This window comes from Rhodococcus sp. YL-1, from assembly GCF_001942025.1.
Classification (GTDB): Bacteria; Actinomycetota; Actinomycetes; order Mycobacteriales; family Mycobacteriaceae; genus Rhodococcus_F; species Rhodococcus_F qingshengii.
Genome location: NZ_CP017299.1, coordinates 1,473,137 through 1,487,544 on the forward strand (window position 1 = coordinate 1,473,137; position 14,408 = coordinate 1,487,544).

Genomic DNA, 14,408 nt, shown 5'->3' on the forward strand with positions numbered 1-14,408 from the left:
AGGGTCAGCGTTTCCAGACGTAACGACGTTCCGGGCGGCCCACCACTCCGTATTTCAGCGAAGTGGTGGACCGCCCGGTTTCGTAGAGGTATTCGAGGTAGCGCCTCGCGCTCGCGCGTGAGATGCCGACCCTCTCGGAAATGTCTGTGGCCGAGGCGGGTTCGGTTTCGTCTCGTAGTGCTGCCTCGACCAGCTGAAGGGTCTCAGGACTGAGTCCTTTCGGTAGACCCTTGAGGGACGACGCCGTTGTCGCGCCACCTGCCACGCCGAAAGCCTCGTCCACCGCCTCCTGTTCTGCCTCGCCGGAGCTGTCGAGGTTTGCGTATGTCGATCGGTAACGCTCGAGACGCTCACGGAGAACCTCGAACGTGAAGGGCTTCATCAGGTAATGCACGACGCCGCTGCGCAGCGCTTTCTTGACCGAGCCGGCCTCGCGCTCACTAGTGATGACAAGAACATCCAGCTCCGGTGCCAGCTCGCGAAACGGGGCGATCAGATCGAGTCCGGTGGTGCCAGGCAGGTGGACGTCGAGAAGCACCAGGTCGGGTTGCAACTCACCGACTGCGGCCAGCGCGGTCTCGGCCGAATGGGCAACGCCGCACACTTCGAAACCGTCTATCCGTGAGACGAATCCGCTGTGCACCTTCGCCACCATGAAGTCGTCGTCGACCACCAGTACCCGGATCATGCGCCCTCTCCGTCGTGTAGGACTGCGCTGAAGACAGTCCACTCGATGTCCTCTGCCGAACGAGTGCTCACGGTGACGTCGCCGCCCCGCCGACGACACGTCAGGCGCACCAGCGCCAAACCGAAACCGTGTCCGTCGCTCGATTGTCCCTTGGTGCTCCAACCCTGGCCGAACACCCTGTCGCGATTCTCCGGCGCGATACCGGGGCCGGCGTCCTCGACCCGCACTTCGACCGCGGTGCCACGGCCCCGAATCGACAACCGAACCTTGCGGCGCGCGGCTTCCGGCATCTCACCGACGGCGTCGATGGCATTGTCGACGAGGTTTCCGACCACTGTCACGAGATCTCGTCCGAGTCTGCGGTCCACCGTCTCCAGATGTGTGTCCGCCGCCAGCTCGACCGTGACCAACCCCTGTGCAGCAGCACCTATCTTGGCGATCACGAGTGCGGCGGTGCCGACGTCGGCGATCTTCTCGGTCACGGTCGCGCTGACCTGCGCGCGCTCCATGGTCAGACCCTCGACGTAGCCGACCACCTCGTCGTATTCGCCGAGCTGGATGAGGCCGGAGATGGTGTGCAGTTGATTGTCGAACTCGTGGATGTGGGCGCGTAGTGCGTCGGTGCTGGTTTTGGTCACGTCGAGTTCTTCTTCCACGGAGCGCAATTCGGTGCGGTCGCGGAAAGTGGTGACCGACCCGATGGTGCGGCCTTTCGATTCGATCAAGACGGTGTTGAGGACGAGCAGGCGATCGCCGACAAGAACCAACTGATCGGATTCGGTTGTGCCGGAGGTCAGTACACTCTGGAGGCGGTCGTCGAGACCGAGGTCCCGCACCGATCTACCGGCGCTGCCGCGTGGGATGTCGAGGAGTTGGTGGGCACTGTCGCTCATCAGCACCACCTTTCCCTGCGCGTCGAATGCGATGACGCCTTCCTTGAGACCGCGCAGCATTGCTTCACGTTGGCGAACCAGGTCCAGGATCTCGCCGGCTTCCATGCCGAGGGTTTGCCGTTTTACCCTGCGGGCCAACAGGATCGACCCGACGCCGCCGAGAAGGGATGCCACCGCGAGGTATACCAGGAGATTCGGTGCAGACTGCAGCAGCCGTGTCCAGATCGAGGGGTACTCGATGCCGACGATCGCGGTTCCGGTAATCGCTCCTTCGCTGCCGAGAATCGGAACGTGCGCCTCCACGGCCTTGCCGGAGGGCGTGTCGACCAAACCCGTCCACGACCGATCCTCCGTCTGACGTGCGTCGATGCCGACATCACCGGGACGCGTCGAAATGACGACACTGCCGTCGGCGTCGGCAAGCGAGACGTAGGTGACGCCCGAGATGGCGCGTACCGAGTCGACCGAACCTTGTAGTCCGGAGCGGAGGCGGGTCTGCGCCTGGGGGAGTAGCTCGCGTACTGCCGGATTGGCTGCGAGCGATTCCGCTGCCGAGAGTGCGCGACGTCCCTCCTCGCGTTGGAAACTCGCGGACGACTGCGCGAGGGAGAGGGCGGTGACGCACACGAGAACTGCAACGACGATCAGAAGTTGCAGTTCGAGAAGTTGTGTCGCCAGAGTGTGCCGGCGGCGAAACAGCCGGGCAAACAGAGACGACTTGCTCTCTCGCTCCGCCTGCTCGTTTCCTGAGGACACCAGCCAGACCCTAGCCTTCAGTTCGATGCCGGGAAAGCGGCCGTTCGTGAGCACAATGAGCACAAATCAATTTGCTTTCCCAATGGTGACCCCAGTCACAAAGTGCGTCAGTATGAAACCTGTTCACACATCGGTACCGGCAGACAAGGACGAAGCCATGAGCACATCGAAGGGGCTGAGCAGGCATATCGCCCTGCTCGGTGCCTGCGCGATGACTCTCGTGCTCTCGACCGGATGCACTCCGGTCGAGTCCTTCTTCGCCGGTGGCCGAGCGGGTGAGAGTTCCGAAGAACTGCGCGTACTGGTGCCCTCGGTGGCCGGTGGTGGTTACGACCTGACCGCCCGGACCATGGTGCAAGCACTGGCCGACGAAGGGACCGTCGACGCCGACGTCGTTGTGCTGCCCGGATCGGGCGGCATCGTCGGACTCAACCGGTTGGCTCTCGAAAGCGGGAATCCCGACCTACTCATGGTCATGGGGCTCGGAGTTCTCGGTTCGCTCGAGATACTGCCGTCCGAGCACACACTTGCCGACGTGACACCGATTGCGAGACTCGTCGAAGAACCGGAAGCGCTACTGGTTCCAGCAGATTCACCGTACAAAACTCTCGCCGATCTGACGCAGGCCTGGGTGGCGGATCCGTCGTCGATCTCGATCGGCGGTGGTTCGAGTGAAGGTGGACCGGACGGGTTGTTCCGCCTTCTGTTCGCACGGGCGGTCGGCGTCGATCCGTCGCGCTCCCCGTACCGCATCTACGACGGCGGCGGCGAACTGCTTCCCGCACTGCTCACGAGGCAGGTCGACGTAGCCGCCACCGGTATCGGTGAATACCTCGATCAGATTGCGGCAGGCACGGTTCGGGTCCTTGCGGTCAGTTCGCCGGCCCGTACCCCGGCGGTGGATGCGCCCACGATGGCGGAGTCTGGCGTCGACGTCACGTTCACCAATTGGCGGGGTCTCATGGCGCCGCCGGGCCTGACGGACGATCAGCGTCAGCACTTGCAGAATTTGGTGCGGGATCTGGCGGCAAGCCCGCGCTGGAACGAGCTGTCTCGCCGAAACGGTTGGAACAGTGCAGTTCTCACCGAACCCGAGTTCTCCGCATTCCTCACCGATCAATCCCGGTTCGTCGACGCAACACTCGATCCGCCCGGCATCAACTGAGCACTACCGAAGTTTCGTTTCACCTCCACGAAGGTCACCGGCTCGATTTGCCGTGCCGTTTTTCTCGGCAATTCAGCACTAAAGGAGTTCATCATGCTCGTCACACTCGGCTTCCTCATGGTTGCGGTGTTCATGTTCCTGATTCTCACCAAACGCGCGACCCCGGTGGTGGGACTGACTCTGGTTCCGGTGGCCTTCGGACTACTTGCCGGGGCCGGCCTCGGAATCGGCGACATGATCACCGACGGCATCAAGTCGCTCGCACCCACCGCGGCGCTGTTGTTCTTCGCGATCATCTTCTTCGGAATCATGATCGACGTCGGCCTCTTCGATCCGCTGGTCAAGCTCATCCTGCGGATGGTGCGAGACGATCCGATGAGGCTCGTGGTCGGAACCGCAGTGCTCGCGATGGTGGTCTCGCTGGACGGAGACGGTTCGACGACCTTCATCATCGTGACCTCGGCGCTGCTTCCGCTCTACCTCAAACTCGGTGTCAGTCCCGTCGTTCTGACGGTGATCGCCGGCCTGTCCAACGCGACGATGAACATCATTCCGTGGGGCGGCCCGACCGTCCGGGCCGCGAGCGCGCTGGGACTCTCACCCTCCGACGTGTTCGTGCCGATGGTGCCGTCGTTGATCGTCGGCCTGATCATGGTGCTCGGATTCGCGATTCACCTCGGGATCATGGAGCGCCGCAGGATCGGGACTTTGGTCCTGACTTCTGAGCGCATCCTCGAAAAGGTCGGAAACGGTGGAAGTTCCAGCACCGGTAGCGCCGGCACCGGCGGCTCGAACGACTCCGAGGACGACGGCGGCGACACCGGACGATTCATCGACGGCCTCGACCCCAAGCGGGACACCTTGCGGCCGAAATTGCTCTGGTTCAACGCTGCGCTGACGACGATCCTTCTCGTCGTACTCGTGATGGACATCCTGCCCATCCCGGTGCTGTTCATGATCGCGTCGTCGATCGCCCTCGCGGTGAACTTCCCGGCGGTCAAGGATCAGGGTGAAGCAATCGCACGCCATTCGTCGAGCATCGTCTCGGTGGTCGCGATGGTGCTGGCAGCAGCGGTGCTGACCGGCGTTTTCCAGGGAACCGGCATGGTCGAGGCGATGGCAGAGTGGCTGCTTCAGGTCATCCCCGACGCGATGGGCCCGCACCTCGCCGTCATCACGGGCGTCCTGAGTATCCCGCTCACGTTCTTCATGACCAACGACGCGTTCTACTTCGGTGTGCTGCCGGTGCTGTCCGAGACTGCAGCGCAGTACGGCATCGAGCCGGTGGAGATGGCGCGCGCCTCGATCACCGGGCAGGCCGTGCACATGCAGAGCCCGCTGGTCCCGGCGATCCTGCTACTGGTCACACTCGCCGGTGTTTCTCTGGCGGATCACCACAAGAAGGTTCTGTGGCGAGCGGGCCTGATCTCGATCACGATGCTCGTGGTCGGCGTCGGATTGGGGCAGATCCCCTTCTGAGCGCGATCAGTTGTGGAAGGGGCACCGGCCTTGGTCGGTGCCCTTCTTCTTTTTTGTCACGAAATTGGGCCGGATGTCGAGATCGGGCTCGTCGTACAGGCGGTGGAACGTCGGCGTGAGCGAGCTGGACATGGGCGGGTTCACCCATGACCAGTCGGTCGGGCACTTGCGCCCGGCCTTGTCCTCACGCGCGATGTGATCGATGAATTGCTTTGCGACAGTGTGATGGTCGACCATGATGACGCCGGCCTTGCGGTAGCTGTGGATAACTGCACGGTTCAGTTCGACCAGTGCGCGGTCCTTCCAGAGCGTGCGGTCGTGGCTCATGTCGAGCTCCATCATCGCTCCGATGGTGGGCAACATGTTGTAGCGATCGGTGTCGCTGAAGTTGCGTGCGCCTACCTCGGTGCTGACGTACCAACCGCTGAACGGCGTGCAGGGATAGACGATTCCGCCGATGTCGAGGTTCATGTCCGAGACCGCAGGGACGGCATGCCATTTAAGCCCCAGATCAGCGAACCAGCTGTATTCGGGGTGCTCGATCTCGACCTCGAGAACCAGGTCGGTCGGGACGTCGAAGTACTGCAGGGGTTCGTCGGGAACCGAAATCAGTACGGGGAGAACGTCGAACGGCGTACCGGCGCCCTTCCACCCCATCGCGGTGACCTGAGCAGTCAGATCGACGTGCCACGGGTCGCCCAGAATGGTGCCGTCAGGCTGCCGGTAGCCGGCGTAGCGGATCAGTTGCGGGCTGAGGATTCGGTACTCCTGACCGTCCTCGCGGGGGAGTGGCCCGACCGTCACGACCGACTGCAGAGCGCCGCCGTTGGTCGACAGTCGCAGGTGCTCCCAGCATGCTTCGGCGAGAGCGGAAGCCGTGACGGCATCGCGCGCGTCGATGAGTTTGAGGGTCCGCCAATGCGCGCGACCGACGCACCTGGCGTGGTTTCGCCACGCGAGTTTGGCGCCGACGAGCAATTCCTCCGCTGTGTGCGTGTAGGTGCCGGTCCGATGGAGTTCACGCAAGGCCTCACGCCGCCGAGACGTCGGGAGGTGGCCCAGTTCCGGAGAGTCGAAAAATTCGACGCACTCGAGTTCCCGACGTTGAAGCTCGGTCAGCGTCGGGGTAGTGGAGGCGATCTGGGACGTAAGCCCGCTATCGGTGGGCAATTCGTCCTGTCGAACAAAATCCACGGCACGACTCCTGTTTGGCTGGTTGAGATTTCGCTGAACGTTAGCTCGGCGATCGAGAGTGTCGAAGCTCTTGTTTATCTTGCACGCAAGAATAAGAAAGGGACGGTCACACCGCGAAATGGGGTCGCATTGTGACACTTGTCCAGAATGATTTACGAGTCAGACATTTGTGACATAAGCTGCAGACGAAATTCCGCGGCGGGTCTTGCCGCGTCTAGTCGGGACGAGGATGAGCGTGGATTCGCAAGCAATCTCTCTGGTCCGGTCGAGCTTCAAATCCGTCGCTGCGGTAGAAGATGGTCCGGAACGGCTCGCCCGTACCTTCTATTCGATCCTGTTCGCTCGATCGCCCGAAACCCGGGAGTTCTTTCCGGCAGCGATGGATGTGCAGCGTGACCGGCTTGTCAGCGCTATCGCTCACGTCGTCGAACGCCTCGACGAGTCCGACGCGATACTCGAGTACCTCGCACAGCTCGGCCGCGATCACCGTAAGTACGGCGTCACCGACGAGCACTACACGGCAGTCGGCAATGCCTTGATCGAAGCACTCGAGACCTTCGGTGGCGCCGAAATGTGGACCGACGAGGTCGACAGCGCGTGGCGTAACGCGCTCGCGATCATCTCGGCGGCGATGATGGATGCCGCCAACGCGGAAGACGGTCCGCCCGCGTGGAGTGCCACGGTCATCGAATGCCGCCCGGTCATCAAGGGCGTCGCCGTCGTGCGGCTGCAACTCGACCAGACGATGGAGTACCGCGCCGGTCAGTACGTCAGCGTGCAGGTCGCCGCGAGGCCACGGATGTGGCGCTACCTCTCTCCGGCCACGCCGTACGACGGGACCGGAATCCTCGAGTTCCACATCCGCCAGGTCACCGGCGGGTGGGTCAGCCCGGTCATGGTGAACCAGACCGCTGTCGGTGACACCTGGGTGGTCGGTTCGCCCATCGGCGCCTTGGGGATTCCGGAGAACTCCAAGGACCTTTTGATGATCGCGTCGGGAACAGGTGTCGCGCCTCTTCGCGCTCAGATCCTCGAACTGATCCGACGCGGCAACACTCGCAAGGTCCAACTGTTCTACTCCGGACAGCATCCGTGCGATCTCTACGACCTTCCGCATCTGTGGAAGCTGGCCGAGAAGTACCCGTGGCTCACGATCATCCCGGTCTCCGAAGAAGACGAGAATCCGTGGTGGCACACCGAAGCGGAGCCACTGCCGCCGATCGGCATGAAGCGGCGCATCGTCGGCAAGGTCGGTAAGGTCGTGACCTCGTTCGGGGACTGGGCGGGCTACGACATTCAGGTCGTCGGCAGCGAATCCATGGTCAACAGCACCAAATTCAGGCTTCGCGCAGTGGGCATCGACGTCGACACCGTTCGCAACGACCCGACGTACTGACCGTCAGTACGGATCGAACTGAATGACCTCGGCCGGCGTTCCGGCCTCGATCAATCGATCACGCGTCGACCGAACCATGGCCGCCGATCCGCACACCAGGACCTGATGTTCGGTGAACGCACCGTACGACGCGACGACGTCGGCGAGCGTGCCTTCGATGAGATGATCGTCGCCGAATCCGATGTCGACGTTCAACCGGTCGAACCATCCGTCGGGCGGGCCGCCGTCGGAGAGATCTTCGACGACAGGAATGGGCTGCAACCACGGAAACTGGTCGGCGAGCAGCCACAGCATGTCCGCAGCGTAGAGATCACGAAGCGTTCGGCCACCGAAGAAGAGGTACACCTGCGGCGGGTTCGGGGTCTGAGCCAGATCGAGAATGATCGACCGGAGTGGGGCCAAACCGGTTCCGCCCGCGACCATGATGACGGTGGGGCCGTTCTCGTCGACGGACAGGTTGCCGCGCGGGTCGAGGATCTGCCAGACGTCACCAGGCTGGGTGTCCTTGACTATCGAACCGCTGACCCAACCACCGGGAACCGTCTTGACGTGAAACTCCAACTTCCCGTCGTGTGAGGGAGGCAGTGCGGGGGAGAGTCGACGGAGCAACCGCGAGTTCTGCGGGACGCTGACGTCGACGTACTGGCCCGGTCGGAACGGGACGACGTCGCCGACAAGACGAACAACCGCCAGATCCTCACGGAGACGGTGATGTTCGACGACTGTGCTCGACCAGGTTCGCTGGGCCATGAAAGTTCTCCTGTAGTCAGTAGAGCGGGTCGTGCCGGATCTGGTCGAGCGGAGTTCCGCCGGCACGCAAGGCGTAGACGGTTGTCTTGATCATCGACGGTGACCCCGAGATCTGCACCTGACGGTCGGCCCACGAACCGAACTGCGCGACCACTTTTCCGATCGGTCCGATCAGCCGGCTGTGCATTCCGAACGGTGGTTCGAGCACCGGTCCGTTGTGCCACCAAGGGTTTTCGGGTTCTTCGGAAACCGGCACGACGGTCAACCACGGGTTGCTGAGCGAGATGTGCCAGAGGGTTTCGAGGTCGTACAGATCGCAGGGATAGCGGCCGCCGACGAACAGGTGCACGCGCGGGTTGTGCGCGCGTTGAGACATTTCCATCACCTGTGCCCGCAGTGGAGCGATACCGGTGCCGGACCCGATCATGAGAACGTCACGGTCGCTGGTGAAGTCGACCTCGAGGCCGCCGAGGGGAGTGGACATGACCCAGCGGTCACCGACGTTGGTTTCGCTGACGATCGCGGGGCTGACCCATCCTCCCGACACCTTGCGGATGTGGAACTCGAGCTGACCGAAAGGGTTGGTCGGAATCGCCGGTGAGTAATACCGCCACATTTTCGGGCGCTGGGGAATCTGAACACCTACGTATTGCCCCGCCCCGTACGGAATGGGTGGGTCGGCTTCGAGGCGAACAATCGCCAGATCGTCGAGGACTCGTTCGTGGCTGACCACGGTTGCGCCCCAGAGCGCCGGGGTCGTATCGGATTCGGCGCCGTCGGCCATCGTGCCGACGACGAGGTCGGTGAACTGAGACCAGGCCTCGTCCAGCTCCGGCGTCCACTTGTAGCGGCTGTGCGCGCTCGTGCCGTACATCGACCGAACCGCGCGCTTCAGAGCGACGCCGGCGGCCTCGTAGTGCTCACGCTCGACGCCGTAGCGACGGTGGTCGCGGCCGAGTTGTGTGAGGAACTTCCGGATTCGGCGATGCTGGGGCAGATTCTTCACGACGAACTCGATGGCTCTGAAGAAACGGTGGCCCTGCGATTCCATCCCGGCGGGGAACAATGAGCGGTACAGAGGATGTTCCGCAAAGAGGCCGGTGTAGAACACTGCCGAGAAGTGCGCACGGCTCTCTTCGTCGTCGGTCAGAGAATCGAGGCTGGATTGCAGACGGGCGATCACTGTCGGATCCAATCCATCCCCCTTTCGCACCAGCTGCAACTCTCGCCACAATTCTAGTACGGCTGAAAATGTGACCTACGAAACCAACTCGGCCTGGCGAAAACAAACTTGAGCGGAATAGACTCAAGTTTGTCCGCGTTGAGCATATTGACACAGTCGCAATACCAACCGGTCGCGGCTCTTCCCGTTCGACTTCGCCAGAAAGGTGACAAGTGGACTCGTTCACACCAACAACCAAGACCCAGGCTGCGATGACGGCTGCACTGCAGTCGGCGTCGTCGGCGGGTAACCCCGATATCCGGCCTGCCCATCTGCTGGTCGCATTGCTCGACCAGACCGACGGCATCGCTGCCCCACTACTCAAAGCTGTAGGCGTCGACCCCACGGTCGTACACCGTGAAGCACAGGCAATCGTCGATCGCCTACCCAAGACAACCGGCGCAAGCTCCACCCCGCAACTCGGGCGTGAGGCACTCGCGGCACTCACTGCTGCTCAGCACCTCGCCACCGAGATGGACGACGAATACGTCTCCACCGAGCACGTCCTCTACGGACTGGCCGGCGGGGACTCCGACGTCGCACAGTTGCTCGTACGTCATGGCGCTACCCAGGACGCATTGCGTGAAGCCTTCACCACCGTCCGCGGCAGCGCTCGCGTCACCAGCCCGGAGCCCGAAGGCACCTACCAAGCGCTGGAAAAGTACTCCACCGACCTCACCGAAGCTGCACGTAGCGGCAAGCTCGACCCGGTGATCGGTCGCGACACCGAGATTCGCCGTGTCGTGCAGGTGCTCTCGCGTCGTACCAAGAACAACCCGGTACTCATCGGTGAGCCCGGCGTCGGCAAGACCGCGATCGTGGAGGGCCTTGCCCAACGCATCGTCGCGGGTGACGTCCCGGAATCGCTGCGAGGCAAGACCGTCGTGTCCCTGGATCTCGGGTCCATGGTCGCCGGTGCCAAGTTCCGCGGTGAATTCGAAGAACGCCTCAAGGCTGTCCTCGACGACATCAAGAACAGTGCCGGACAGGTCATCACCTTCATCGACGAGTTGCACACCATCGTCGGCGCCGGAGCCACCGGTGAATCCGCGATGGACGCAGGCAACATGATCAAGCCGATGCTCGCCCGTGGTGAGCTGCGGCTGGTCGGTGCGACCACACTCGAGGAGTACCGCAAGTACATCGAGAAGGACGCAGCACTCGAGCGTCGTTTCCAGCAGGTGCTCGTCGGTGAGCCCTCGGTCGAGGACACCATCGGTATCCTGCGCGGCCTCAAGGAGCGCTACGAGGTGCACCACGGCGTGCGCATCACCGACTCCGCGTTGGTGGCGGCTGCCGCGCTGTCGGACCGCTACATCACGTCGCGGTTCCTGCCGGACAAGGCCATCGACCTCGTGGACGAAGCCGCATCGCGACTTCGTATGGAGATCGACTCGCGTCCCGTCGAGATCGACGAGGTGGAACGCACGGTTCGCCGACTCGAAATCGAAGAAGTGGCACTCGAGAAGGAAACCGACGACGCGTCCAAGGCGCGGCTCGAGAAGCTGCGTCAGGAACTCGCGGACGACCGCGAAAAGCTCAATCAGCTCAGCACCCGCTGGCAGAACGAAAAGCAGGCCATCGACTCGGTGCGCGTGCTGAAGGAACAGCTCGAAACCCTGCGAGGAGAGTCCGAACGCGCTGAGCGTGACGGCGATCTGGGCAAGGCAGCCGAGTTGCGCTACGGCCGTATCCCGGCGCTCGAGAAGGAACTGGAAGAGGCAGCAGCCGCTTCCGGAGCTGCCTCCGACGGTGACGTGATGCTCAAGGAAGAGGTCGGGCCCGACGACGTCGCAGAAGTGGTCGCAGCCTGGACCGGAATCCCCGCCGGCCGGATGATGGAAGGCGAAACCGAGAAGCTGCTCCGCATGGAGTCCGAACTCGGCAAGCGCGTCGTCGGCCAGACCGACGCCGTCGTCGCCGTCTCGGATGCGGTTCGCCGCGCCCGAGCAGGTGTCGCCGACCCCAATCGGCCCACCGGTTCGTTCCTGTTCCTCGGCCCGACCGGCGTCGGCAAGACGGAGCTCGCCAAAGCCTTGGCGGACTTCCTCTTCGACGACGAGCGCGCGATGATCCGCATCGACATGAGCGAATACGGTGAGAAGCACTCGGTGGCCCGACTCGTCGGTGCTCCTCCGGGATACGTCGGCTATGAAGCCGGTGGCCAGCTCACCGAAGCAGTTCGACGACGCCCGTACTCGGTGGTCCTCTTCGACGAGGTCGAGAAGGCACACCCCGACGTGTTCGACGTCTTGCTCGCAGTACTCGACGAAGGCCGACTGACCGACGGTCAAGGCCGCACGGTGGACTTCCGCAACACCATCTTGATCCTGACCTCCAACCTGGGATCCGGTGGCACGCGGGAGCAGGTCATGGATGCGGTACGCCACGCGTTCAAGCCGGAATTCATCAACCGTCTCGACGACGTGGTCATCTTCGACTCGCTCTCCGAGGAGCAGTTGGAGCACATCGTGGACATCCAGCTCGAGCAGTTGCAGAAGCGTCTGGCTGCGCGTCGTCTCACCCTCGAGGTGAACGGTGCGGCTCGGATGTGGCTCGCAGTGCGCGGCTACGACCCGCTGTACGGCGCTCGGCCATTGCGTCGACTCGTTCAGCAGTCGATCGGCGACCAGCTCGCCAAGCTGCTCCTGGCCGGCAAGGTCCAGGACGGCGACACCGTGCACGTCGGTGTCAGCGAGGACGCAGATCAGTTGGTTCTCTCCTGATTCGGTAAGCGGAATGCCCCGTCGATCCACTTGGATCGGCGGGGCACTCGCATTTTGTTCTACCCTGGATGGCTGGATGCTCGAACCGGGGACGAGTGCACTCGCGCCTCTCCGAACGACTTCGACGCTCTTTCGTCCCAACCGAAGGTGAGCCAGGCATGACCGATCAGAACGATCCGCGTAACTCGGGTGGGCCGCGCCGTGAGGATCCCGAGGCGACCGAGGTGTGGGGGCGTACGCCCGACCAGCCGACGGAGCAGTACGGGACGGTGTCCGGCCAGAATCCGAACCAGCCGACGGAGTATTTCGGTCAGCCGCCGGGGGCACAGCAGTATCCGGGGGCACAGCAGTATCCCTACGGCGGACCGGATCAGAACACGGAGTATTTGGGGCAGCAGGGTCAGCAGCCGAATCCCACTCAGGCGTTCCCTGCCTACAACCCGCAGTTCGATCCGCAGGCGCCGCCGCCTGGTGCGACGCAGGCCTATCCGCCGTACACCGCTCAGCAGTACGGGAACCCGGATCAGTACGGGAACACGCAGCAGTACGGAAATACACAGCAGTATCCAGTTGCCGGTGGTGGCGGTGGAGTTCCGCCGGAACAGCCGTTCATCGACGATGGATCGTCGGGCGGCGGTAAGAAGCGCAAGCTCGCGACGTGGGTGGCCGCCGGTGTGGTCGGGATCCTGGTCGCCGTGATCGCGATCATCGCGTTCTCGGCGTTCGGCTCGAACGACAAGGGCACCCAGACCGCTTTCGTTCCCCCGACCACCACGACGCAGGCGCCGACCACGACACCGCCGAAGGCCAGCACCACGGCGCCGACTCCGACGACGGATTCTCCGCTCAGCCAGCTTCCAGGCGGGCTCGGCGAAGTCATCGGTGACGCCGGGGGAGCCGTCGGCACCGTGAAGTCGAACGACGGCGGCACGTTGGTCATCGATTCGATCGGGGGTTCGCAGGTGACGATTCTGACCACCGCGGACACCACGCTCATCGCGCTCAACCGCGCCACCATCGCCGATCTGCAACCGGGAGACAACATCGTCGTCGACGGAACGCCGGTGGAGAACGGCACGATGACCGCCAACACGATTCTGAGTACGTCGCTGCCGAAGTTCGGCAACTGAGTCGTTCACGACACATCGGGCGAGTCCACCAGGGTGTCGCGGGAGGTTGAGGCCACGAGTCGCTACCCTGGAGGGTGATGACTGGAATGTGGTTCGGACTGGCAGCAATTGCACTCGCAGGCGCGGGTGCGCTTCTGTACGTCGACAGGACGAGGCGAGATCAATCCGGGCGAGTGCGTCAGATCTGGGCCAAGGCGCAGGGTTACACGTACACGGCCACTGACGATCAGCTGGCAGGCGAATGGCACCGCGCGGTCATGGCCAAGCAGGACTACCTCACTGCTACCGACGTCGTCCGCGGCCGCCGTCGCGGAGAGCAGTTCGTGCTGTTCGACCTGGAGGAGACCGCAACCATCGTGGCTGTTCGCCGCGAGATCGGGTCGGACGTCGACATCGATCTTCGGTTGAAGTCGACGGCTCCGCCCAAGGACGGCGACCTGAACCTGTTGGGTGCGATCGGTTCACGAGTCGTCTTCGCGACCGATCTCGAGATCGCACGTCGTGTCTGTGATCAGCGCATGGTGGCGTTCACCGAATCGGTTCCGCCGTCGATCAGCATGCTGTGGAGCGAAGGGCAGTGGACGCTCGGTTCGCTTCCGGTGACCAGTAACGGCCGGGACTGGGACGCGGCAATCGAGTCGGTTGCGCGCCTGTCCGGCATTCTGCATGTCCTGCCTCCCGTCACCGATCCCAACGAACTCGAGGTCGATCACGATCCGAGCCGCCCGCGGCCGGGCGCCGAGAAGTCTCGCCCAACTCCGGATCCGGTAGAACAGCCCCGTTCGCGTCAAGAGCAGCCGCCCCGTGACGCTCCGCCGCGTGAATTTGCCCCGCGTGAGTCCGCACCGCGTGAGTCCGCACCGCGTGAGCCCGCACCGCGGGAATCTGCGCCACGTCCGGATCAATCGCTGCGCAAGCCCGAGGCGGCTGACAAGCCGGCTCAGCGCCCGGCGTCGCAGCGCTCGGGCACAATTCGCCCGGTCGACTGACCTTTAAGGTTCCCGTCCAG

The 14,408-nt window shown here is 63.3% G+C and carries 11 protein-coding genes; 6 read left to right on the plus strand and 5 right to left on the minus strand.

The genetic code is table 11. The annotated features are described in order from the left end of the window. Window positions 1-4 precede the first annotated feature (4 nt). Window positions 5-688 carry a response regulator gene (locus tag BH682_RS06900; RefSeq protein WP_003944308.1) on the minus strand — a complete coding sequence of 228 codons (684 nt, stop codon included), beginning with the start codon at window positions 686-688 and terminating at the stop codon, window positions 5-7. Then, window positions 685-2,337: a sensor histidine kinase gene (locus BH682_RS06905; protein ID WP_223304623.1), complete on the minus strand. Its 1,653-nt coding sequence runs from the start codon at window positions 2,335-2,337 to the stop codon at window positions 685-687. The genes BH682_RS06900 and BH682_RS06905 overlap by 4 nt, the downstream gene beginning before the upstream one ends. A 112-nt stretch (window positions 2,338-2,449) precedes the next feature. On the opposite strand from BH682_RS06905, the gene BH682_RS06910 reads away from it, so the two are divergent. Together BH682_RS06910 and BH682_RS06915 are read left to right on the plus strand one after the other, a co-directional pair. Next, window positions 2,450-3,502, plus strand: a complete 1,053-nt coding sequence (locus BH682_RS06910) for a Bug family tripartite tricarboxylate transporter substrate binding protein (RefSeq protein ID WP_063315135.1) — start codon at window positions 2,450-2,452, stop codon at window positions 3,500-3,502. Between the two features lie 93 nt (window positions 3,503-3,595). Beyond that, window positions 3,596-4,981: a CitMHS family transporter gene (locus BH682_RS06915; RefSeq protein WP_003944372.1), complete on the plus strand. Its 1,386-nt coding sequence runs from the start codon at window positions 3,596-3,598 to the stop codon at window positions 4,979-4,981. Window positions 4,982-4,987: 6 nt separating this feature from the next. Here the strand turns inward: BH682_RS06915 and BH682_RS06920 are convergent, their stop codons facing one another. Next, on the minus strand, window positions 4,988-6,175 hold the full coding sequence (locus BH682_RS06920) for a nitric oxide synthase oxygenase (protein ID WP_042924169.1): 1,188 nt from the start codon (window positions 6,173-6,175) through the stop codon (window positions 4,988-4,990). A 235-nt stretch (window positions 6,176-6,410) separates the two neighbouring features. On the opposite strand from BH682_RS06920, the gene BH682_RS06925 reads away from it, so the two are divergent. Beyond that, window positions 6,411-7,571 (plus strand): globin domain-containing protein, encoded by a 1,161-nt coding sequence (locus tag BH682_RS06925; RefSeq protein ID WP_003944359.1) that lies wholly within the window; start codon window positions 6,411-6,413, stop codon window positions 7,569-7,571. 3 nt (window positions 7,572-7,574) lie between these two features. On the opposite strand, the gene BH682_RS06930 is transcribed toward BH682_RS06925, so the two are convergent. Together BH682_RS06930 and BH682_RS06935 are read right to left on the minus strand one after the other, a co-directional pair. Continuing rightward, window positions 7,575-8,321, minus strand: a complete 747-nt coding sequence (locus tag BH682_RS06930) for an FAD-binding oxidoreductase (RefSeq protein WP_003944435.1) — start codon at window positions 8,319-8,321, stop codon at window positions 7,575-7,577. A 16-nt stretch (window positions 8,322-8,337) separates the two neighbouring features. Then, complete coding sequence (locus BH682_RS06935) at window positions 8,338-9,534, minus strand: FAD-binding oxidoreductase (protein ID WP_007726748.1); 1,197 nt, start codon at window positions 9,532-9,534, stop codon at window positions 8,338-8,340. Between the two features lie 182 nt (window positions 9,535-9,716). Between BH682_RS06935 and clpB the strand changes: the two genes are divergently transcribed. From clpB to BH682_RS06950, 3 genes are all read left to right on the plus strand, one after another. Further along, window positions 9,717-12,269, plus strand: coding sequence for an ATP-dependent chaperone ClpB (gene clpB / locus BH682_RS06940; protein ID WP_075832517.1), 2,553 nt, complete (start codon window positions 9,717-9,719; stop codon window positions 12,267-12,269). Between the two features lie 158 nt (window positions 12,270-12,427). Continuing rightward, window positions 12,428-13,399, plus strand: a complete 972-nt coding sequence (locus BH682_RS06945; RefSeq protein WP_064688856.1) for a hypothetical protein — start codon at window positions 12,428-12,430, stop codon at window positions 13,397-13,399. Window positions 13,400-13,485: 86 nt separating this feature from the next. Beyond that, window positions 13,486-14,388: a hypothetical protein gene (locus tag BH682_RS06950; RefSeq protein ID WP_075835187.1), complete on the plus strand. Its 903-nt coding sequence runs from the start codon at window positions 13,486-13,488 to the stop codon at window positions 14,386-14,388. Window positions 14,389-14,408 lie beyond the last annotated feature (20 nt).